A 20,876-nucleotide genomic window follows, 5' to 3' on the forward strand; every position below is an offset into this window, starting at 1 on the left:
GCTTTTTTTGTCTGCAGACAATGCACCGGCCCCATCGCCGGCAAGCCGGCTCCTACAGATGCCCCCTGTAGGAGCCGGCTTGCCGGCGATGGGGCCGGTGCAGACTCAGATGACTCAGCGCTTGCGCAGAATCACGCTACCGATCGAGTAACCTGCTCCAAACGAACTCAGCACCCCGAGGGCGCCCGGGGCCAGGTCATCCTGGTACAGGTGGAAGGCAATCACCGACCCCGCCGAACTGGTGTTGGCATAGCGGTCGAGGATCACCGGCGCCTCCTGCTCATCCACTTCACGCCCCACCAGCTTCTTGACGATCAGGTGGTTCATGCTCAGGTTCGCCTGGTGCAGCCAGAAGCGCTTCACGTCGGAGGGCTGCAGGCCGTTCTCTTCCAGGTGCTGGCCAACCAGCTCGGCGACCTTCGGGCACACCTCGCGGAATACCTTGCGGCCTTCCTGGATGAACAGCTTGTCGGGCGCGCCGATGCCCTCTTCGGCCGCGCGGTTGAGGAAGCCGAAGTTGTTGCGGATGTTGTTGGAGAATTCGGTCCACAGCTTGCTGCTGACGATGTCGAACTGGTGCTTGGAGGTGGCCTTGTCGGCACGCTCGATCAGCACCGCGGTGGCAGCGTCACCGAAGATGAAGTGGCTGTCGCGGTCACGGAAGTTGAGGTGGCCGGTGCAGACTTCCGGGTTGACCATCAGCACCGCGCGGGCCTGGCCCAGTTGCACGCTGTTGGCGGCGGTCTGGATACCGAAGGTGGCCGACGAGCACGCTACGTTCATGTCGAAGGCAAAACCCTGGATCCCCAGCGCCTGCTGCACTTCGATGGCGATGGCCGGGTACGGGCGCTGCAGGTTGGAGCAGGCGACGATCACCCCATCGACATCCGCCGCGGTGCGTCCGGCACGCTGCAAGGCCTGGTGCGCGGCGGCCACGGCCATTTCGCAGAGAATCGACGGCTCGTCGTTGGAGCGCTCCGGCAGGCGCGGCTTCATGCGCTGAGGGTCGAGAATGCCGTCCTTGTCCATGACGAAGCGGCTCTTGATACCCGAGGCCTTTTCGATGAACGCCGCACTGGATTCGGGTGCGGCCTCGAGTTCGCCACGCGCGATGGCGGCAGCGTTGTCATGGTTGTACTGCTGCGCCCAGGTGTTGAAAGACTGCACCAGTTCTTCGTTGGAAATGCTCTGGGCCGGGGTATACAGGCCGGTGCCGCTGATCACGACGTTATGCACGGTCGTTCCTCTGGTCAAAGGCCATCGCCACGGGGCGCTGGCTGGGAATATGACTGAATAATGGCACTTTAGTGCCAACTCGATTGCGAGGGCGGTGCCCTTGTTCGCGGGTTCACCGGTACCGGCTCCCGCGAGAGGGCCGCAACGCGGCCCAAATTGCCTCAATATTGCCACATCTGCGGAAGTTTAGCCTTCCACCTGGCTCCACTGCTTGCTCAGGCGCTTGTCCGAAATCGGCACCTTCGTCCCCAGCTGCTGGGCGAACAACGACACCCGGTATTCCTCCAGCCACCAGCGGTACAGGGTCAGTTGCTCATCGCGCTTGCCTTCCTGGGCGTGCTTGTCGGCACGGGCCTTGTACTGGGCCCACAGGTTGCTCAGTTCGCCGCTCCAGACCCGATCCTTCTGCACCTGCCCGCCGAGCTTCTCCAGGCGCAACTCCACCGCCTTGAGGTAGCGCGGCAGCTCCTTGAACCAGGCACTCGGCGTCTCGCGCACGAAGCCCGGATACACCAGGTTAGCCAACTGCTGCTTGATGTCGTTGAGCGCCACCGCCTGGCTCAGGTCGATCTTGCCCTTGAAGCGCTTCTGCAGGCCGTGCCACAGCTTGAGCACTTCCAGGGTCTGGCGCGCCAGGCGCTCGGCATGCTCGGCCCAACTGCCGCGCTTGCGTTCGGCAAGCCCGGCAAGCGCGGCGCCATCGCGCGGCAACGGTGACTCGCCTTCGAGGATGCAGGTGTCCAGGCTCGCCAGCAGGATGTCCTCCACCAGCGCTTCGATGCGGCCCAGCTCCCGGTACAACAAGCCCAGCTCGGTCAGGCCCGGCAGCTTGCCACGCAGGAACTTCGCCGGCTCCGCCAGCTGTTGCAGCAACAGGCGCTGCAGGGCACGGCGGTGCTGGAACTCGGCTTCGGCCTGGGTCGAGAAACGCCCTTCGCGGACCGTGCCGTTTTCCTCGACCAGTGCCGGATAAACCGTCATCGACAGCCCGGCGATCTTCTGCTGGGCAGTTTGCGCGACCTCGCTGAAGGCCTTGGCCTGCACCGGCTGCTCGGGCTTGTCGTTGCGCGGTACGGCCAGCGCGGCCTGGCTCGCGGCGGCAAAGCGTGCGGTCAGTTCAGCCAGGTCACGGCCCTCGCCCAGGAACTTGCCCTGGCCATCGAGGACCTCGATGTTCATCCGCAAGTGGCCTTCGACCAGGCTCACCGACTCTTCCCAGGCTTCGTCCGGCACTCGGGCGCCGGTCATGCGCAGCAACTCCTGGCCCAGCGCCTGGGGTAGCGCGCCCTGGCCGAAGCTCATGCGCGCCAGCGCCGCCTTGACGAAGTCCGGCACCGGCACGAAGTTCTTGCGCAGCGCCTTGGGCAGGTTGCGCACCAGCGCCACGCACTTGGCTTCGATCAGCCCAGGCACCAGCCATTCGAGGCGCTCGCCCGGCAGGCTCGGCAGCAACGGGGCCGGTACCCGCACGGTCACGCCGTCGCGGGGGTGGCCCGGTTCGAAGTGATACGTCAGCGGCAGGCGCAGGTCGCCCAGCTGCAGGCTGTCGGGGTACTGCGCCGCGGTGACCTCGCTGGCTTCGCGGGCCAGCACGTCTTCCTCGCGCATGATCAGCAGGTTGGCGTCTTTCTGGCTGGTCATCCGGTACCAGGCGTCGAAGGTCGCGGTCTGGTGGATCTCGGCTGGCAGGCGCGCCTCGTAGAAGGCGTAGAGGGTTTCCTCGTCGGCCAGGATGTCGCGGCGGCGGGCCTTGGCCTCCAGTTCGTCGAGCTGCTCGAGCAGACGCTTGTTGGCCGCCAGGCACTTGGCCCGCGACTGGATCTCGCCGCCGACCAGGCCCTCGCGGATGAACAGCTCCCGCGAAACGACCGGGTCGATGGGGCCGAAATGCACTGGGCGACGGCCAACCAGGATCAGTCCGTACAGGGTGATTTGCTCGTAGGCCACCACCTGCCCGCGCTTTTTCTCCCAGTGCGGCTCGAAGTGGTTCTTCTTGACCAGGTGTCCAGCCAGTGGCTCGATCCACTCGGGCTCGATCTTGGCCACCATGCGCGCATACAGCTTGGTGGTCTCGACCAGCTCGGCAGCCATCACCCACTGCGGGCGCTTGCGCCCGATACCCGACGATGGATGCACCCAGAAGCGCCGTTGGCGAGCGCCCTGGTAGTCGCCTTCCTCGGTCTTGTGGCCGATCTGGCTGAGCAGGCCGCTGAGGACCGCCTTGTGCAGTTTCTGGTAATCGCACGGATCCTTGTTCACCGTTAATTGCAGGTCACGGCAGATCAGTGCCAGCTGGCGATGGGCGTCGCGCCATTCGCGCAGACGCAGGTAATTGAGGAAGTTCTTGCGGCACCAGTTGCGCAACGGGCTGGCGGTCAACGCCTGGCGCTGCTCCTCGAAGCCGCGCCACAGGTTGACCAGGGCGGCGAAGTCGGAATCGACATCCTTCCACTGGGCATGCGCCTGGTCGGCGGCCTGCTGGCGCTCCGGCGGGCGCTCGCGCGGGTCCTGTACCGACAGGGCGCTGGCCACGATCAAGACCTCCTGCAGGCTGCCCTGGCGGGCGCCTTCGAGGAGCATGCGGCCCAGCCGTGGGTCGATGGGCAAGCGCGCCAGTTGGCGCCCGAGCGGGGTCAACTGGTTCTCGCGGTTGACCGCCGAAAGCTCCTGCAGCAGGTTGAAACCATCGCTGATGGCCTTGCCATCCGGTGGCTCGATGAACGGGAAGGCATCGATCGCGCCCAGGCGCAGGTGCAGCATTTGCAGGATCACCGCCGCCAGGTTGGTGCGCAGGATCTCCGGGTCGGTGAACGCTGGTCGGCCGTTGAAATCCTCCTCGCTGTACAGGCGCACGCAGATGCCCGGCTCGACCCGCCCGCAGCGGCCTTTACGCTGGTTGGCGCTGGCCTGCGACACCGCCTCGATGGGCAGGCGCTGAACCTTGGCGCGGTAGCTGTAGCGACTGATGCGAGCGGTGCCGGTGTCGATCACGTAACGGATACCCGGCACGGTCAGCGAGGTTTCCGCGACGTTGGTGGCCAGCACCACGCGGCGCCCAGTGTGCGACTGGAAGATGCGCTGCTGCTCGGCCGGCGACAGACGCGCGTACAACGGCAGGATCTCGGTATGGCGCAGTTGCGCCTTGCGCAGGATCTCGGCAGCGTCGCGGATCTCGCGCTCGCCGGGCAGGAACACCAGCACATCGCCCGGCCCCTTGCCGTTGCTGCGCTCGTACTGGGCGATCTCGTCGAGGGTGGCGAGGATCGCCTGGTCGACCGTGAGGTCGTCCTCGACCTGGTTGCCCTCCTCGTCCTGTTCGCTGGTCAGTGGCCGGTACCAGGTTTCGACCGGGTAGGTACGGCCAGAGACCTCGATGATCGGCGCGCCATCGAAGTGCTTGGAGAAACGCTCCAGGTCGATGGTCGCCGAGGTGATGATCAGCTTCAGGTCGGGGCGACGGTGCAGCAAGGTCTTGAGGTAGCCGAGCAGAAAGTCGATGTTCAGGCTGCGCTCGTGGGCTTCGTCGACGATGATCGTGTCATAGCGCTCGAGGAAACGGTCGTGCTGGGTCTCGGCCAGCAAGATGCCGTCGGTCATCAGCTTGACCAGGGTATTGGCGTCGCTCTGGTCCTCGAAGCGGACCTGGTAGCCGACCAACGCGCCCAATGGCGTGCCGAGCTCTTCGGCGACCCGCGCCGCCACGCTGCGCGCGGCGATGCGTCGGGGCTGGGTATGGGCGATCAGGCCATGGCTGCCACGCCCCAGTTCCAGGCAGATCTTCGGCAACTGGGTAGTCTTGCCCGAGCCGGTCTCGCCGGCTATCACCAGTACCTGGTGCTCGGCCAGGGCCTTCTTGATTTCGTCGCGCTTGGCGGCGATCGGCAGGCTGTCGTCGTAGCGTACCTGCGGCACGCTGTTCTGGCGGGCGGTGACCTGGGCGCAGGACGCCTGGACCTTTTCCACCCATTGCGCGAGCTTGGCCTCATCGGGGCGCTTGCGCAGCTCGTGCAATTGCCGGCGCAGGCGATGGCGGTCGGCAATCATGGCGTGGTCGAGGTTTTGCAGCAGTTTGTCGATGGCGTGGTCAGTCATGGGGCTTTTTAGTGATGCAGGTGAGCCTGCTTTTTCATGATCGGCATTCGTGGGGATGCGCGATTGTCGCAGATTTGTAGGTTCTTTGCTGTCTGTGCGGGCCCTTTCGCGGGTAAACCCGCTCCTACAGGGATCTCACAGCTTTCAGACTCGACGCAATCCTGTAGGAGCGGGTTTACCCGCGAAAGGGCCCGCACAGACACCCCAAATGTTTAGCCAACCCCAACGTAAAGGTTGCCATTCACTGCTTTAATCAACCTTAAGCCGCATGTGAGTATCCAAGTCATGACCCCCGTCCCGACCATCGCGCCCCCGCTGTCCCGCCCTTCGCTACCGAAGGCCAGGACCTGCGCCGGCGAAAATCCGCTGGTCCACGTCATCCTCGCCTTCTGGGCCCTGTGGCATTGCCGTCACGCCCGCCCACCGGATACCTCGCTCTCGCCCCTGTGACCCAACCCGGCCGTTGTCTGGCCGCTTGACCCAGCTGGACCGCCCGCACGCGTGGCGGCCCGGTGTGCCGACGAGCGAAAAAACATGCACTTTGCACCTGTAGAGCAGGCCAGCCAGTTCCTGGCCGCCAACCCCGATGTCGAACTGTTCGAATTGTTCATCCTCGACGCCAACGGCGTACCACGCGGCAAGCTGCTGCACCGCGACGAACTGCTGGCGGTGTACCAGAGCGGTCGACCGCTGCCGAGCACCATCCTTGGCCTCACCCTCAATGGCGACGATGTGGAAAACTCCGGCCTGGTCTGGGACGTCGGCGACATCGACTGCCGCGCCTATCCCCTGGAAGGCAGCCTGGTCCGTCTGCCCTGGCGGCGCGTGCCCACCGCTGCCGTGCAAGTCAGCATGCACCCGAGCGAGGGCCTGCCAGCCAGTGTCGCCGACCCTCGCCATGTACTGCTGCGCACTATCGAGGCGCTCAAGGCCGATGGCTTGCACCCGGTGATGGCCTGCGAGCTGGAGTTCTACCTGCTCGACCAGAAGCGCGATGCCCAGGGCCGCCCGCAACCGGCCCTGGACAGCGATGGCGGTCGTCCGCGATCGACCCAGGTCTATGGCCTGCGCGAGCTGGAACAGATCGAGCCGTTTCTTGCCGACCTCTACGCCGCCTGCAAGGCCCAAGGCATTCCGGCGCGCACGGCGATCTCCGAATACGCTCCCGGCCAGGTGGAAATCACCCTGGAGCATGGCGACGCACTGGCCGCGATGGATCAGGCCGTGCGCTACAAGCGCCTGGTCAAGGGCGTGGCCCATGCCCATGGCATGCAAGCGTGCTTCATGGCCAAGCCGTTCGCCCACCTGGCCGGTACCGGCATGCACATGCACCTGAGCCTGGCCGACAGCAGCGGCAACAACCTGTTCGCCAGCGACGACAAGGCCGGCACCCCGCTGTTGCGCCAGGCGGTGGCCGGCATGTTGCGCCACCTGCGCGACTCGCTGCTGCTGTTCTGCCCCAACGCCAACTCGTTCCGCCGCTTCCAGGCCAACACCTATGCACCGCTGGCACCGACCTGGGGCGTCGACAACCGCACGGTCAGCCTGCGGGTACCCGGCGGCCCGGCAGCCAGCCGCCATGTCGAACACCGCATCTGTGGCGCCGACGCCAACCCCTACCTGGCCGCCGCCGCCATCCTGGCCGCGACCCACAGCGGCATTCGCCAGCAGCTCGACCCCGGTGCGCCGGTCGAAGGCAACGGCTACGCCCAGGCCAGCGAGCACCTGCCCACCGACTGGCTCAGCGTGCTCGACGCCCTGGAGCGATCGACCTGGGCCCGCGAAGCGCTGGGCGAGGCGTTTCTCGGGGTGTACCTGAAGGTCAAGCGCGCCGAGTACCGCCAGTTCATGGCCGAAGTCAGCGAACAGGACTGGCGCTGGTACCTGCACCAGGCCTGAGCCCTACCCCATTCAGAACAAGGAACACCCATGAACGCAGCAACCCACCACGGCCCGGCCCAGCGCGCGCCGTCGTACTACAGCGCCAGCCTCAACGACCACACCGAGTACCCACAACTGGAAGGGACGGTGCAGGTCGACGTCGCCATCATCGGCGGCGGCTTCACCGGCGTGGCCACTGCCGTGGAACTGGCCGAACGTGGCCTGAAGGTGGCCATCGTCGAGACCAACCGCATCGGCTGGGGCGCCAGCGGGCGCAACGGCGGCCAGGTGACGGGCAGCCTCTCGGGTGACGAGGCCATGCGCACGCAGATGCGCGACCGCCTGGGCAGTGAAGTGGATGACTTCATCTGGCACCTGCGTTGGCGCGGCCACCAGATCATCGAACAACGGGTAGCGCGCCATGGCATCGAGTGCGACCTCAAGCGCGGCCATCTGCACGCGGCCATGAAGCCCTCGCACATGAACGAGCTGCGCGGCTTCGAAGCCGAAGCCCAGCGCCGGGGCATGGGCGAGCAGGTGCAACTGCTCGACCGCGAGGGCGTCGCCGAACACCTGCAGAGCCCGCTGTATCTCGGCGCGCTGAAAAACCTGCGCAACCTGCACCTGCACCCGCTCAACCTGTGCCTGGGCGAGGCACGTGCCGCCCATAGTCTGGGCGCGCTGATCTTCGAGCACTCCGAAGTGCTGGACATCGTCCACGGCCCGCGCCCTGCCGTGGTCACCGCCAAGGGTCGGATCGAGGCGCGTCAGGTGATGCTCGCAGGCGACGTCTACCACAAACTGGAACAGCGCCAGCTCAAGGGCAAGATCTTCCCCGCCATGGGCGGCATCGTCACCACCGCGCCGCTGGGCGAGCTGGCCGAGCAGATCAACCCGCAGGACCTGGCGGTGTACGACTGCCGCTTCGTCCTCGACTACTACCGCCTCACCGCCGACAAGCGGCTGCTGTTCGGCGGCGGCGCCAACTACTCTGGCCGCGACTCTCGCGATATCGAGGCCGAGCTGCGCCCATGCATCGAACGCACCTTCCCGGCGCTCAAGGGCGTGCCGATCGAGTTCCAGTGGAGCTGTGCCATGGGCATCGTGGTCAACCGCATTCCGCAGCTGGGCAAGCTATCGGACAATGTCTGGTACTGCCAGGGCTATTCGGGGCACGGCATCGCCACCAGCCACATCATGGGCGAGATCATGGCCGAGGCGCTGACCGGCACGCTGGAGAAGTTCGATACCTTCGCCGCGTGCAAGCACGTGCGGGTACCGATGGGGGATCTGCTGGGGAATCCGCTGTTGGCGGCGGGGATGTGGTACTACCAGATGCTTGAGAAGCTGCGCTGATTTCTCCGGCTCATGTGGGAGCGGCCTTGTGTCGCGAAAGGGCCGCAGAGCGGCCCCGGGATTTCAGCAGCGATGCAATATTGGTGGGGGCGCTATGCGCCCCTTTCCGACCGGTCCGGCGCTCCGGCAAGGCCGCTCCTACATGCCTCTCACACCTTTCGCTCAGGCGATCTTCTTCAAGCCCTGCTTCTTCAGCTCTTCATCGCGCAACTCACGGCGCAGGATCTTGCCCACGTTGGTGGTCGGCAACGCATCGCGAAACTCGATGAAGCGCGGCACCTTGTAACCGGTAACGTTGGCACGCATGTGCTGCATCACCTGTTCCTTGGTCAGGGTCATGCCCGGCTTGACCACGATGAACACCTTGATCACCTCGCCGGACTTCTCGTCCGGAACGCCGATGGCCGCGCATTGCAGCACGCCCGGCAGACTGGCGAGCACATCTTCGAGTTCGTTGGGGTATACGTTGAAGCCCGAGACCAGGATCATGTCCTTCTTGCGGTCGACGATGCGCATGTAGCCGTCTGGTTGGATCACCGCGATGTCACCGGTCTTGAGCCAGCCGTCGCTGTCGAGGATCTCAGCAGTGGCGTCGTCGCGCTGCCAGTAACCCTTCATCACCTGTGGGCCCTTGATGCACAGCTCGCCGGTCTCGCCCAGCGGCAGTTCGTTGCCGCTGTCGTCGACGACCTTGCACAAGGTCGACGGCACCGGAATGCCGATGGTCCCGACCTGGTTGGCTTGAGCCGGGTTGACCGTGGCCACCGGGCTGGTCTCGGTCATGCCATAGCCTTCGCAGATGGCGCAGCCGGTGACGGCGTTCCAGCGCTCGGCCACGCTCAATTGCAGGGCCATGCCACCCGACAAGGTGATTTTCAGCGCCGAGAAGTCCAGGGCGCGAAACGCCTCGTTGTTGCACAGTGCGACGAACAAGGTGTTCAGGCCGACGAAGCCGCTGAACTTCCACTTGCCCAGTTCCTTGACCATCGCCGGAAGGTCGCGCGGGTTGCTGATCAGCACGTTGTGGTTACCGATCAGCATCATCGCCATGCAATGGAAGGTGAACGCATAGATGTGGTACAGCGGCAGCGGCGTGATCAGGATCTCACAACCTTCCTGCAGGTTGGCCCCCATCAGTGCCCGGCACTGCAGCATGTTCGCCACCAGGTTGCGGTGGGTGAGCATCGCGCCCTTGGCCACGCCCGTGGTGCCGCCGGTGTACTGCAACACCGCGACGTCGCCCGGCTGCGGGTTGGCCTCGCCGACCGGCTGGCCCTTGCCCAGCGCCAGTGCGTCGTTGAAGCGCACGGCCTGGGGCAGGCGGTAGGCCGGCACCATCTTCTTCACGTACTTGATCACGCTGTTGATCAGCAGGCGCTTGAGCGGCGGCAGCAGGTCGGCGACCTCGGTGACGATGACGTGCTTGACCTGGGTCTTGGGCACCACCTTCTCGGCGAGATGGGCCATGTTCGCCAGGCACACCAGGGCCTTGGCCCCGGAGTCGTTGAACTGGTGTTCCATTTCCCGCGCGGTGTACAGCGGGTTGGTGTTGACCACGATCAGGCCGGCACGCATGGCCCCGAAGACGGCGACCGGGTATTGCAGGACGTTCGGCAGTTGCACGGCGATACGGTCGCCGGGCTTGAGATCGGTATGCTGTTGCAGCCAGGCGGCGAAAGCCCCGGACAATGCATATAGCTCGCCGTAGGTGATAGTCTTGCCCAGGTTGCTAAAGGCCGGTTTGTCGGCAAAGCGTTGGCAGGATTGCTTGAGTACTGCCTGGATATTGGGGAATTCGTCAGGATTGATTTCCGCCGTAATCCCGGCTGGGTACTTATCCTTCCAAAAATGTTCGATCATGGAAGCCCACTCCTTCAGCAACAGCGAAGTTCGATTCACGCGTCGATGCGCTTATTATTGATTTGAATGACGCCTCGTTGGATAGCGAAACGTCCGAAAGCGCGCCGAGCGTAACAGCTTTGCCTAGGGCCGCCTAGAGCCAAATCGAGGCCTTGCGGTCACCAAAATGACTCAATGAACGATATGAGTCATTTTTAGAGTAATTATCCAAAATGTCGCAAAACAGGCCAAAAGCGGCCTGTTAGAGCGGCTTGGCCTCAAGGGCCGATAGATGTGCGACAAGCCCCAAGGGGTGTCACGCCATGTCACGCAACTCGCGACGCAGAATCTTGCCCACCGGCGTCATCGGCAACGCATCCCGCAGCACGATGTGCTTCGGCACCTTGTAACCGGTGAAATTGGCCTTGCAATAGGCCTTGAGCTCCTCGACCGTCACCCCGCCCGCACGTGGCACCACGAACAGCTTCACCGCCTCGCCCGAGCGCTCGTCCGGCACGCCGATGACCGCGCAACTGGCAACCTGGGGATGCCCCATGAGCACGTCCTCGATCTCGTTGGGATACACATTGAAGCCCGAGACGATGATCATGTCCTTCTTGCGATCGACGATGCGGGTGAAGCCATCCGGCTCGATCACCGCAATGTCGCCGGTCTTGAACCAGCCCTCGGCATCCAGCGCCTGGGCCGTGGCCTCGGGTTGCTGCCAATAGCCCTTCATCACCTGCGGGCCCTTGATGCACAGCTCGCCCCGCTCGCCCAGCGGCAGCTCGTTGCCATCGTCGTCGATCACCTTGAAGGCCGTGCCGGCCACCGGAATGCCCACCGTGCCGAGGCGGGCCAGTTGGCCGTAGGGGTTGGTACTGGCCACCGGCGAGGTCTCGGTCAGGCCATAGCCCTCGACGATACGGCAGCCCGTGAGGCTCTCCCAGCGCTCTGCGGTGGCCTTGACCAGGGCCGTGCCGCCCGAATTGGTGATTTTCAACGCAGAAAAGTCCAATTGGCGGAAACCGGGGTGATCCATCAGCGCCACGAACAGCGTATTGAGCCCCAGCAACGCCGAGAACCGCCACTTGCCCAGTTCCTTGATGAACCCCGGAATATCCCGCGGGTTGGTGATTAGCACGTTGTGGTTGCCGGTGACCATCATGCACATGCAGTTCGCGGTGAAGGCATAGATGTGGTACAGCGGCAGCGGCGCGATCATCACCTCCTGGCCGTCCTTGAGCAGCTTCTGCCCGTCGGGACCTTGCTGGGACAGGCACGCCAGCACCTGGAGCATGTTGGCGACCAGATTGGCGTGAGTCAGCATGGCGCCCTTGGCCAGGCCCGTGGTGCCGCCGGTGTACTGCAAGACGGCGATGTCCTCCAGGCCCAGCGATACTGGCTTGCAGGTGAGCCGGCGGCTCTCGCGCAATACCTGCTTGAACGGCACGGCCTGGGGCAGGCTGTAGGCCGGAACCATTTTCTTGAGCTTGTCGACCACGGTATTGACCAGCCAGCCCTTGGCGCTGGGCAGCAGGTCGCCCATCTTCGCTTCGATCAGGTAGTCGATGGCGGTGTCGCCCAGCACTTCCTGTACCCGCTTGCCGAACATGTTCAGGTATACCAGGGCCCGCGCCCCGGAGTCCTTGAACTGGTGGCGCATCTCGCGTTCGGTGTACAGGGGATTGGTGTTGACCACGATGAGGCCGGCGCGCAGCGCGCCGAACACGGCAATCGGGTATTGCAGGACGTTGGGCATCTGCACCGCGATGCGGTCGCCCGGCGCCAGGTCGGTGTTGTGCTGCAGCCAGGCGGCGAAGGCCGCGGAGTGACGGTCGAGGTCGGCGTAGCTCAGGGTGACCCCGAGATTGCTGTAGGCCGGCCGGTCGGCGAAGCGCTTGCATGAGCGCTCGAACACCTCGACCACCGAGGCGTAGGCATGGATATCGATGGTGGAAGGTACGCCCGCAGGGCGCTTGTCGTTCCAGAAATCGGCTTGCATTTATTATTGTTCCTCTACCTGGGCGCATTCCCTGACCTGATCGCCGGAGGCGAAAAGGCATTCCCTCGACGTTAGCAGCTAAGCCCAATGTGGCCTATGCGCAAACGGCCGCCATTAACATCGTGAATCTTATTTGTGCCATTCCTGCAATCGGGCAGGTTGCGCATACACTGAGCGGGTAAGCCTTGTGCCAGGGACCTACCATGCCGCACGACGCCTTCTGGCTGCCCGCCAGCGAGCATTGCAGCCTCTATGTTCATCAATGGTTGCCGACCACCCCGGTCAAGGCCGTGGTCCTGCTCGTCCACGGCATGGCCGAGCATGCCGGGCGCTATGCCCGCTTCGGCCACGCCCTGAGCGACGCCGGTTATGCGCTGCTGGCCGCCGACCTGCGCGGCCATGGGCGCACCGCCGAGTTGGGCAGCCTGGGCCTGTTCGCCCGCCGGCAAGGCTGGGATAGCGTGGTCAACGACCTGGGCCGGCTGGCACAGCACATCGGCCAGCAATACCCCTGCACGCCGCTGTTCCTGTTTGGCCACAGCATGGGCAGCTACATCGCCCAGGCGTACCTGATGCACCACAGCGCGAGCCTGCAGGGGGCGATCCTCAGCGGCTCGAACTACCAGCCGGCGGCGCTGTACCGCGTGGCGCGGCTGGTCGCCCGCCTGGAAGCCTGGCGCCAGGGGCCCGGAGGCCACAGCGCATGGCTCGAGTGGTTGTCGTTCGGCAGGTTCAACAAGGCCCTGCGCCCCACGCGCACGGCCTTCGACTGGCTGAGCCGCGATCCTGCCGAGGTGGACAAGTACATCGACGACCCGCTGTGCGGCTTTCGCTGCAGCAATCAGCTATGGCTCGACCTGCTGCAGGGCCTGGCGCACATCAGCCAGGCGAAGAACCTCGCCCAGATCGACCCGAACCTGCCGCTGCTGGTGATCGGCGGCGAATGTGATCCGGTGAGTGCCGGCAAGCGTCTGATGAAACTGGCCGATGCCCTGAGCGCGACCGGCAACCTTCATGTACAGTTGCGGGTTTACCCCGGCGCTCGCCATGAAGTGCTCAACGAAACCAACCGTGACGAGGTCACTGCCGATATTCTCGGCTGGCTGGAGCAGGCGCTGGCCCTTTGCCGGCCTGCCCGCAGTGAATGATTGCGGCCTTGTCCGCCCAATAAGGAAGCCCCGATGACCCAGGTCACCAACACGCCATACGAAGCCCTCGAAGTCGGTCAGAAAGCCAGCTACGAGAAGTCCGTGGAAGAACGCGACATCCAGCTGTTCGCCGCGATGTCCGGTGACCACAACCCGGTGCACCTGGATGCCGAGTTCGCCGCCAAGAGCATGTTCCGCGAGCGCATCGCCCATGGCATGTTCAGCGGCGCCCTGATCAGCGCCGCGGTGGCCTGCACCCTGCCCGGCCCCGGCACCATCTACCTGGGCCAGCAGATGAGCTTCCAGAAGCCGGTGAAGATCGGCGACACCCTGACCGTACGCCTGGAAATCCTCGAGAAACTGCCGAAGTTCAAAGTGCGCATCGCGACCAATGTGTACAACCAGAACGACGAACTGGTGGTCGAAGGGGTGGCCGAGATCCTGGCGCCGCGCAAGCAACAGACCGTCGAGCTGGTATCGCCGCCGAACTTCGTGGCCAGCTGATACTTGTAGATCTCCGTTGCTTCATCGCCGGCAAGCCGGCTCCTACCGCAGTTGCCTGGCACTCGCTGGCTGCACGGGGCTGTAGGAGCGGGTTTACCGGGCGCCGAACCGCTGCGATCAAGTCTTCACATCAACGCCTGCAACCGCCGCTGTATGTGCCGCCGCTCCGGTTCCTGCCGGGCCAACGCCAAAGCTCGCTGCCAAGCAGCACGCGCCTGGTCGACATGACCCAGTTGATGATGCAATTCCGCCCGCGCCGCATGCGCCAGGTGATAGTCCAGCAACTCTCCCCCCTCCAGAATCGCCTCCACCGCCCGCAACCCCGCCTGCGGCCCATCCCGCTTGGACAACGCCACCGCCCTGTTCAGCGCCACCACTGCCGACGGCCAGTGCCGTTGCAGCACATCGTAAAGCCCGACGATCTCCGCCCAGTCCGTCGCGTCGCTACTCGGCGCCTCGGCATGCAGCGCGGCAATCGCCGCTTGCACGGTGTAGGCTCCGAACGTGCGACTGCCCAGGGCCAGGCGCACCAACTCGCAGCCTTCGCCGATCTGCTCGCGGTCCCACAGGCTGCGATCCTGCTGGTCGAGCAGCACCAGGTTGCCCTCGGTATCGCTGCGCGCACGCTGGCGCGAGGCCTGCAGGAGCATCAACGCCAGCAGCCCGACCGCCTCGGCGTCCGGTAGCAGCCCGACCAGCAGGCGACCGAGGCGAATCGCCTCATCACTCAATTCCCGCTGCAACAAGGCCTGCCCCGACGACGCCGAGTAACCTTCGTTGAACACCAGGTAGATCACCCGCAACACGCTGTCCAAACGTTCTGGCAGTTCGTGCAGTTCGGGGACCTGATACGGAATGCGCGCATCGCGGATCTTGGCCTTGGCCCGAACGATACGCTGGGCGATGGTCGCCGGGCTTTGCAGGAAGGCCCGGGCGATCTGCTCGGTGGTCAGGTCACAGACCTCGCGCAGGGTCAACGGTACCTGGGCATCGGCAGCCAGGGCCGGGTGGCAGCAGGTGAAGATCAGCCGCAGGCGGTCGTCGCCGAGCAACGCTTCTTCGCTGGGATCGTGGCCCTGGCCTTCGATGAGCATGATCAGGTCCGCCTGCGAACGGTCGAACCGGGCGCGCCGACGCAGCGCGTCGATGGCCTTGAAGCGTCCCGTCGAGACCAGCCAGGCACGGGGGTTGGCCGGGATGCCATCGCGCTGCCAACGCTCCACCGCGAGGAAGAACGCATCATGCAGGGCCTCCTCTGCCAGGTCGAAGTCGCCCAGCAGACGGATCAGCGTCGCCAGGATCCGCCTGGACTCCTGGCGGTAGACCGCCTCGACTTCGGCGCGTACCTGGGCGTGCGGCGCCATCAGTCCGGCATCCGCTGGACCACCACCTCCAGGCGGTCCAGGCTTTCACCCCTGCCCTGGTAGAAGCCCATTTCCTCATGGGCGCGGCAGTCGGCGGCGCTCCAGTGCAGGGCGCGCGCGGTGTAGCGGGTCTTGCCGTGCTCGTCGTCGAAGGTGATCACCGCGGTCATGAAGGCCTTGTTCGATGGCACCCACCCCGGCGCGAAGGCATCGGTGAAGACCAGGCGACGCGGTGCGGCAATTTCCAGGAACACGCCCTGGGTCGGGTACTCGGCGCCATCGGGAGCGCGCATGAGCGTGCGGAACAAACCGCCCACCCACAACTGCATCTCGCATTCGGGGGTGGTCATGCCGTGCGGCCCCCACCACTGCATCAGCCACTGCGGGTCGGTCCAGGCGCGAAAGACCTTGGCCGGTGGCGCGTCGAGCAAACGGCTGATGGCCAACTCATGCTGCGCTTGCGCAGGTTGTGCAAGGCTCATTGTTGTTGTTCTCCATTGCGGTCAGGGTTGCAGTTCTCGCACCGGTCGCACTTCGACGCTGCCGACCCGCGCGGCAGGGATACCCTTGGCGATGTTCAGCGCCTCATTGAGGTCGCGGGCATCGACCAGGTAGAACCCTGCCAATTGCTCCTTGGTTTCGGCAAACGGACCGTCGGTCAGGCTCATGCGCCCGGCGCGCACACGCACGGTGGTGGCGGTCTGCACCGGCTTGAGCGCCTCGGCGGCGAGCATGCGCCCAGAGCCCTGCAGGCTTTCGGCATACGCCATGCATTCGGCATCTTCGGGGCTGTCCGGCAGGCTGTGCAGCAGCCCTTCGTCACAATAGACCAGGCACAGGTATTTCATCGTCGTCTCCAGGGCATTGGCAAAGTGCGTTTGGCGATAGCCGCTCAGGGTTTGAGATCGAAGCGTGCTTTTTGCGTTTCCATGTCGAAAGGCGCCGACCAGTGCTCGTGGATCACCTGCCACTGCTCGGCCGTGCGGCGGTAGGCCACGGTAGCGCGCATGAAGCCGCACTGGCTCTCGTCGTCGGCAGGGCCGCACCGGTTGAGCCAATGCGCAAGGCCCAGGTCGCCGTCGGCATGCACGGTCAGTTGGGTCTGCTCGAACACCATGGGGCCGGTGCAGAAGCTCATGCACATTTCCCAGTGCTTCTGGTAGACGTCCTTGCCTTTGAATTGCAGAGCGGCAATGGCGTCGAAGGCGACGATATCGTCGGCGTAGGGTGCGGTGATGGCCTGGATGTCGCGGTCGCGTACGGCCTGCATCCAACGTTCGATCAGTTCACGGATCTGGGTTTCGGCTGCGCTGTTCATGGGGCGTTCTCCGCTCGGTGATGAGGTGGGGGGCGCAGGTGCTGCATGCGCTTTCATCTCATAGTCGAACGGTAGTCGGCAGAATCGACAGCTTCGGTTTTTTTGGTTCTTCAGGGATTGTCGGGGATTGGGTTTGGCTTGGCTTGGCTTGGCTTGGCTTGGCATTGAGATCGTGAGCGGATCCATTGTGTGTAGCGGCGCAAGTCTACATCTCGCGCCTTCGGCTACGCCGAAGGGTGCTGCGCACCTGGCCCTACAGGCGCCTACGCTCGGCCTCCTGACGTCGCGAAGTTAGCGGTGGCGCCTGCACTGGCGTTATCTTCGAAAGAGACACCGTGCTATCCGCTACACCACAAAACGATAGGTAAACCGCGAGAGCGCAGCGATTCGCCTGCCGTTGCTCTGGCTTTTGATCTGCTCTTGATCTTGCTGTTGATCTTGATCTACCCGCGACCTCAGGAGGCCGAGCGTAGGCGGCTGGAGGGCCAGGTGCGAAGCACCCTCCGGCGGAGCCGGAGGCGCGAGATGTAGACTTGCGCAGCAAGTCGTAGGCCGCGCGGGCCCGCAAGCCGCCGAAGCGAGGGAACCCCGAAGCGCAGCGTAGGGGCCGTATGTGGGAGCAAGCGGTTTTGCGTCCCTTTTTCCAAGAAAAAAGGGACCCGCCGTAAAGGCGGAAGGGGCCAGTAGCGCCGCTACACCTCTCGGACCAACCCCCCACCCCCAAGCCCGAAACCCCAACCCCACTAATCCGTGAAGAACCTTTTGTCATCCCGCAGCGACGATGAACTCGCGGTAACCAGAAACGATCACGTAAACCGCGAAGTAGCAGAAGATCGCCGCCGAGGCCAGGTAGGACCAGGTCAGCAGGCGATCGCCCAACAGCCGCCCGCCCTGGCTGGCGATGCCGCACAAGCTCATGCACCAGAACAACCCGGCGGCGAAGAAACCACCCAGGAACAAACCAGCGTCCACCAGGCTACCGCCACCGGAACGGGAAATGAGCACGCCGCCGACGGCCGCGAACCAGAGAATCGCGCTGGGCGAGGACATGGCCAGGAAGATGCCACGCAGGAATTCGCGCCAGCCCGACTCCACCACCACCTGGTCACGCGCCTGCAAATGCCCGCCACGCCAAGCGGCCCGCAGCATTTTTATCGCAAACCACACCAGCAGCGCCGAGCCGCCAAGCCACAAGCCCCAGCGCACCGCCTCGAATTGCAGCAGCACGGTCATGCCGGCGAGCGCTGCGATGGCGTAGATCAGATCGCCCACGCAGGTGCCGAGCCCGAGCCAGAATCCCTGGAGGAAGCCCCGCTGCATGGCCAGGGTGATCATGGCGATATTGGCCACGCCAATATCGAGGCACAGCGACAGGCTGAGGAGAAAACCGTTGGAAAATGGCATGCAAGGCTCTTTGCTGCGAAAAAGGCGGCGTAGAGCCTGCCATGAGCAGGTGGTGCAAAGGAAGCGTTGGCGGTTGAATTCGACGGTAGAGATGTAGGGGCATTGTGATCGAGCGCCGCCCGCGCGGCGCTCGATTGTCGCTACCCCCTCAAAACCAAGCTAGGCATTCATTTTCCCCAAACGACTCGGCCCCCATTGCCGGCGCCTCGCACATCGAGTCGCCAGCCACGGGGGCCGATCGGGCAGCGCAGGTATCAGCCCTGCTGGCAGCCCTCACCCATGGCCCGGTACTGGATGGTGTGCACCTGGCCCTGGTGGTCTTCATAGGTCATGGTCGCCGGCACCACTTCACAGACATTGGGGATGGTCGACAGGTTGATCACCCTTTTGATGTCCAGGTTCATGGAGTAGTCGTACTGCTGGACCACTGGCTGGTTGGAGACGGGTGCGGCCTCATCGGCAAGGGCGAACGAGGACATACCGACCAATGCAAGAATCAGTAATGGTTTCATGGAGTTTGGCCTGCTGGAACAATCAAGCTGATCGATTGACTTCTGTAGCCGTAGTAGGCGCGGAGAAGTTGTCATCACTGCGACGATGACACGAAGTACCGATCCCGCTTCGTCATACTGCGTGGGGATGAGTAAATTCTACTCCCCGCATGGAATAGTTGAACCCCAAAGTCAGTTATTCAGCCTTGCGTGATTTGCAACAATCTGCGACAACGCAGAACCGTTTTCCGTACCTATCCGTATGACCGCACCGCATTTTTCTAAGCTCAACCCCCTCGAGGCGCGCCTGCTGGACCATTTCTACCGCCAGCAGGGCTCGCGCATGCGTGCGGCCGCCGATGGCGAGCGCTGGGTGGCGCGCGCCCCAGGCATCATTGCCGGGCTTAGCCTGTCAGCGGTTGCCGATGGTTTCTGGTTGACAGGATTGTGCGTGGCCCATGCTCAGCGCGGCCAAGGAGTCGCTGCAGGATTGGTGGAGGCAGCGCTGGTGGGCCGCCAAGGCCCAATCTGGCTGTTCTGCCATCCGGACCTGGCAGCGTTCTACCAACGGCTGGGGTTCAGCGCCGCATCAGCACTGCCCCAAGCGCTGGCCGCACGCCTGTCGCGCTACCAGCGCAACAAGCACCTGGTAGCGCTGCAAAGGCCTCAATCGTCGCCAGCATCGAGCCCAGGGAACAGCACCTCGGTGTAGCCGAACTTGGCAAAGTCCTGAATGCGCGAGGGATACAGGCGACCGATCAGGTGATCGCACTCATGTTGCACCACACGGGCATGGAAGCCGTCGGCGAAGCGATCGATCGGGTTGCCCTGGGGATCGATACCGGTGTAGCTGATGTGCTTGTAGCGTGGCACCACGCCCCGCAAGCCGGGTACCGACAGGCAACCCTCCCAGCCGTCCTCGATCTCGGTGGACATCGGCGTGATCACCGGGTTGAGCAAAATGGTCTGTGGCACCGGTTCGGCATCCGGATAGCGAGCGCTGCGCTCGAAGCCGAAGATCACCAGCTGCAAATCGATGCCCACCTGGGGCGCGGCCAAGCCCACGCCACCAACGTGGTGCATGGTCTCGAACATGTCGTCGATCAGTGTCTGCAATTCGGCGCTGCCGATCAGGTGCTCGGGTACGGGCGGGGCGATGCGCAGCAGGCGCTCGTCGCCCATTTTCAGGATGTCACGGATCATCGCGGGTTCGGCTCAGTGGTGTGTGGCGCTGGCTCTGGCTGTTCATGGTCGTGCTGTTCATGCCCCAGTACCGAGCGCCCATGCGCGTGTTGTTCGCCGCCAGGAACCTTCTCACCCGGGTTCTTGCCTTCGGCGGACATGTGCTCGATCACCGCGTTCATTTCGGCGCCAAGCAGCAGCACGGCGGCGGAAATGTAGAAATACAACAGCAGCACGATGATCGCACCAATACTGCCATACATGGCGTTGTAGTCGGCAAAGGTCTTGACGTAGTAGGCAAAGCCCAGTGAGGCGACGATCCATACCACCACCGCCAGCACCGAGCCTGGCGTGATGAAGCGAAACTTCTGTTTCACATCGGGCATCACGTAGTACATCAGTGCCACGGCGACCATCAGCAGGAAGATGATCGCCGGCCAGCGCACGATGGTCCAGACCGTGACGATGAACTCCTGCATGCCGATCTGCGCGGCGATCCACTCCATCACCTGCGGCCCGAGCACCATCAGCGCGGCCGCAGCCAACAACATGCCGGCCAGGCCCACGGTGTAGAAAATCGACAGCGGAATACGCTTCCAGACCGGCCGGCCCTCGGGCACGTCGTAGGCTGCGTTCATTGCGCTCATCATCAGGCGCACGCCGGCCGAGGCGGTCCATAGCGCGATCACGATACCCACCGACAACAGCCCACCCTTGGACTGCTGCAGTTGGTCGATCACCGGATTGACCTGCTCCAGCGCCTGAGGCGGCAGCACCAGTTCCGACTGCAGGCGCAGCCAGGAAAAGAAGTCAGGCAGGTGCAGGAAGCCGATCAGGGCGATCAGAAAGAGCAGGAACGGGAACAACGAAAACAACATCTGGTACGCCAACGCGGACGCATAGGTAGACATTTCGTCGTCGAGGAATTCCTTGACGGTGCGCACCAGCACGCGGTGCAAGGGCAAGCCCTGCAGGGCGGAAAAAATCATAGCGTCTCCTTTCGCCGCTTGATCGGTCGTACGGTCCAGTCTAATAGACCACGCGCCAGGCGTATTG

General features: G+C 64.1%; 17 protein-coding genes. 5 read left to right on the top strand and 12 right to left on the bottom strand.

All coding sequences use genetic code 11. The features are described from left to right. Positions 1 to 114: 114 nt before the first annotated feature. Together E6B08_RS22490 and hrpA are read right to left on the bottom strand one after the other, a co-directional pair. Entirely contained in the window at positions 115 to 1,236 is a 1,122-nt protein-coding gene (locus E6B08_RS22490; protein ID WP_136916029.1) for a beta-ketoacyl-ACP synthase III, read from the bottom strand. A 186-nt stretch (positions 1,237 to 1,422) separates the two neighbouring features. Next, the gene (gene hrpA, locus E6B08_RS22495; protein WP_136916030.1) at positions 1,423 to 5,328 is read right to left on the bottom strand and encodes an ATP-dependent RNA helicase HrpA; all 3,906 of its coding nucleotides are present in this window, start codon (positions 5,326 to 5,328) and stop codon (positions 1,423 to 1,425) included. 534 nt (positions 5,329 to 5,862) lie between these two features. Here hrpA and E6B08_RS22505 point away from each other — a divergent pair. Both E6B08_RS22505 and E6B08_RS22510 read left to right on the top strand, forming a co-directional pair. Continuing rightward, on the top strand, positions 5,863 to 7,227 hold the full coding sequence (locus E6B08_RS22505) for a glutamine synthetase family protein (protein WP_136916032.1): 1,365 nt from the start codon (positions 5,863 to 5,865) through the stop codon (positions 7,225 to 7,227). A gap of 30 nt (positions 7,228 to 7,257) precedes the next feature. Further along, positions 7,258 to 8,565, top strand: a complete 1,308-nt coding sequence (locus E6B08_RS22510; RefSeq protein ID WP_136916033.1) for an NAD(P)/FAD-dependent oxidoreductase — start codon at positions 7,258 to 7,260, stop codon at positions 8,563 to 8,565. Between the two features lie 162 nt (positions 8,566 to 8,727). On the opposite strand, the gene fadD1 is transcribed toward E6B08_RS22510, so the two are convergent. Both fadD1 and fadD2 read right to left on the bottom strand, forming a co-directional pair. Continuing rightward, positions 8,728 to 10,425 carry a long-chain-fatty-acid--CoA ligase FadD1 gene (gene fadD1, locus E6B08_RS22515; RefSeq protein WP_136916034.1) on the bottom strand — a complete coding sequence of 566 codons (1,698 nt, stop codon included), beginning with the start codon at positions 10,423 to 10,425 and terminating at the stop codon, positions 8,728 to 8,730. A 295-nt stretch (positions 10,426 to 10,720) separates the two neighbouring features. After that, positions 10,721 to 12,409, bottom strand: coding sequence for a long-chain-fatty-acid--CoA ligase FadD2 (gene fadD2, locus E6B08_RS22520; RefSeq protein ID WP_136916035.1), 1,689 nt, complete (start codon positions 12,407 to 12,409; stop codon positions 10,721 to 10,723). 203 nt (positions 12,410 to 12,612) lie between these two features. Between fadD2 and E6B08_RS22525 the strand changes: the two genes are divergently transcribed. Together E6B08_RS22525 and E6B08_RS22530 are read left to right on the top strand one after the other, a co-directional pair. Then, positions 12,613 to 13,557, top strand: a complete 945-nt coding sequence (locus E6B08_RS22525; protein WP_136916036.1) for an alpha/beta hydrolase — start codon at positions 12,613 to 12,615, stop codon at positions 13,555 to 13,557. A gap of 33 nt (positions 13,558 to 13,590) precedes the next feature. Then, the gene (locus E6B08_RS22530; RefSeq protein ID WP_133328098.1) at positions 13,591 to 14,061 is read left to right on the top strand and encodes a MaoC family dehydratase; all 471 of its coding nucleotides are present in this window, start codon (positions 13,591 to 13,593) and stop codon (positions 14,059 to 14,061) included. A gap of 125 nt (positions 14,062 to 14,186) precedes the next feature. On the opposite strand, the gene E6B08_RS22535 is transcribed toward E6B08_RS22530, so the two are convergent. The 6 genes from E6B08_RS22535 to E6B08_RS22560 form a co-directional block, all read right to left on the bottom strand. Further along, positions 14,187 to 15,425 carry an RNA polymerase sigma factor gene (locus E6B08_RS22535; RefSeq protein ID WP_136916037.1) on the bottom strand — a complete coding sequence of 413 codons (1,239 nt, stop codon included), beginning with the start codon at positions 15,423 to 15,425 and terminating at the stop codon, positions 14,187 to 14,189. Further along, on the bottom strand, positions 15,425 to 15,907 hold the full coding sequence (locus E6B08_RS22540; protein WP_136916038.1) for an SRPBCC family protein: 483 nt from the start codon (positions 15,905 to 15,907) through the stop codon (positions 15,425 to 15,427). The genes E6B08_RS22535 and E6B08_RS22540 overlap by 1 nt, the downstream gene beginning before the upstream one ends. A 21-nt stretch (positions 15,908 to 15,928) precedes the next feature. Further along, positions 15,929 to 16,273, bottom strand: coding sequence for a YciI family protein (locus E6B08_RS22545; RefSeq protein WP_136916039.1), 345 nt, complete (start codon positions 16,271 to 16,273; stop codon positions 15,929 to 15,931). Positions 16,274 to 16,317: 44 nt separating this feature from the next. Further along, positions 16,318 to 16,743 (bottom strand): YybH family protein, encoded by a 426-nt coding sequence (locus E6B08_RS22550; protein WP_136916040.1) that lies wholly within the window; start codon positions 16,741 to 16,743, stop codon positions 16,318 to 16,320. A gap of 765 nt (positions 16,744 to 17,508) precedes the next feature. Continuing rightward, positions 17,509 to 18,147, bottom strand: coding sequence for a LysE family translocator (locus E6B08_RS22555; RefSeq protein ID WP_136916041.1), 639 nt, complete (start codon positions 18,145 to 18,147; stop codon positions 17,509 to 17,511). Between the two features lie 254 nt (positions 18,148 to 18,401). Then, a complete protein-coding gene (locus E6B08_RS22560) occupies positions 18,402 to 18,659 on the bottom strand; it encodes a DUF2790 domain-containing protein (protein WP_136916042.1) in 258 nt (85 codons plus the stop codon). Positions 18,660 to 18,981: 322 nt separating this feature from the next. Here E6B08_RS22560 and E6B08_RS22565 point away from each other — a divergent pair, with 322 nt between their 5' ends. After that, positions 18,982 to 19,350: a GNAT family N-acetyltransferase gene (locus E6B08_RS22565; protein WP_136917474.1), complete on the top strand. Its 369-nt coding sequence runs from the start codon at positions 18,982 to 18,984 to the stop codon at positions 19,348 to 19,350. Here the strand turns inward: E6B08_RS22565 and def are convergent. Together def and E6B08_RS22575 are read right to left on the bottom strand one after the other, a co-directional pair. Then, positions 19,305 to 19,841 carry a peptide deformylase gene (gene def / locus E6B08_RS22570; protein WP_136916043.1) on the bottom strand — a complete coding sequence of 179 codons (537 nt, stop codon included), beginning with the start codon at positions 19,839 to 19,841 and terminating at the stop codon, positions 19,305 to 19,307. The two genes, E6B08_RS22565 and def, sit on opposite strands and share 46 nt — an antisense overlap. Next, positions 19,838 to 20,809 (bottom strand): YihY/virulence factor BrkB family protein, encoded by a 972-nt coding sequence (locus tag E6B08_RS22575; protein WP_136916044.1) that lies wholly within the window; start codon positions 20,807 to 20,809, stop codon positions 19,838 to 19,840. The genes def and E6B08_RS22575 overlap by 4 nt, the downstream gene beginning before the upstream one ends. Between the last annotated feature and the right edge of the window lie 67 nt (positions 20,810 to 20,876).

The sequence above is a fragment of the Pseudomonas putida genome (assembly GCF_005080685.1).
Taxonomy (GTDB): Bacteria; Pseudomonadota; Gammaproteobacteria; order Pseudomonadales; family Pseudomonadaceae; genus Aquipseudomonas; species Aquipseudomonas putida_V.

Coding starts and splice junctions, on each gene's coding strand:
- E6B08_RS22540 (WP_136916038.1), bottom strand. CDS start 15,907: ATGAGCCTTGCACAACCTGCGCAAGCGCAGCATGAGTTGGCCATCAGC.
- E6B08_RS22510 (WP_136916033.1), top strand. CDS start 7,258: ATGAACGCAGCAACCCACCACGGCCCGGCCCAGCGCGCGCCGTCGTAC.
- E6B08_RS22525 (WP_136916036.1), top strand. CDS start 12,613: ATGCCGCACGACGCCTTCTGGCTGCCCGCCAGCGAGCATTGCAGCCTC.
- def (WP_136916043.1), bottom strand. CDS start 19,841: ATGATCCGTGACATCCTGAAAATGGGCGACGAGCGCCTGCTGCGCATC.
- E6B08_RS22530 (WP_133328098.1), top strand. CDS start 13,591: ATGACCCAGGTCACCAACACGCCATACGAAGCCCTCGAAGTCGGTCAG.
- fadD1 (WP_136916034.1), bottom strand. CDS start 10,425: ATGATCGAACATTTTTGGAAGGATAAGTACCCAGCCGGGATTACGGCG.
- E6B08_RS22505 (WP_136916032.1), top strand. CDS start 5,863: ATGCACTTTGCACCTGTAGAGCAGGCCAGCCAGTTCCTGGCCGCCAAC.
- E6B08_RS22535 (WP_136916037.1), bottom strand. CDS start 15,425: ATGGCGCCGCACGCCCAGGTACGCGCCGAAGTCGAGGCGGTCTACCGC.
- E6B08_RS22550 (WP_136916040.1), bottom strand. CDS start 16,743: ATGAACAGCGCAGCCGAAACCCAGATCCGTGAACTGATCGAACGTTGG.
- E6B08_RS22565 (WP_136917474.1), top strand. CDS start 18,982: ATGCGTGCGGCCGCCGATGGCGAGCGCTGGGTGGCGCGCGCCCCAGGC.
- E6B08_RS22545 (WP_136916039.1), bottom strand. CDS start 16,273: ATGAAATACCTGTGCCTGGTCTATTGTGACGAAGGGCTGCTGCACAGC.
- hrpA (WP_136916030.1), bottom strand. CDS start 5,328: ATGACTGACCACGCCATCGACAAACTGCTGCAAAACCTCGACCACGCC.
- E6B08_RS22575 (WP_136916044.1), bottom strand. CDS start 20,809: ATGATTTTTTCCGCCCTGCAGGGCTTGCCCTTGCACCGCGTGCTGGTG.
- E6B08_RS22555 (WP_136916041.1), bottom strand. CDS start 18,147: ATGCCATTTTCCAACGGTTTTCTCCTCAGCCTGTCGCTGTGCCTCGAT.
- fadD2 (WP_136916035.1), bottom strand. CDS start 12,409: ATGCAAGCCGATTTCTGGAACGACAAGCGCCCTGCGGGCGTACCTTCC.
- E6B08_RS22560 (WP_136916042.1), bottom strand. CDS start 18,659: ATGAAACCATTACTGATTCTTGCATTGGTCGGTATGTCCTCGTTCGCC.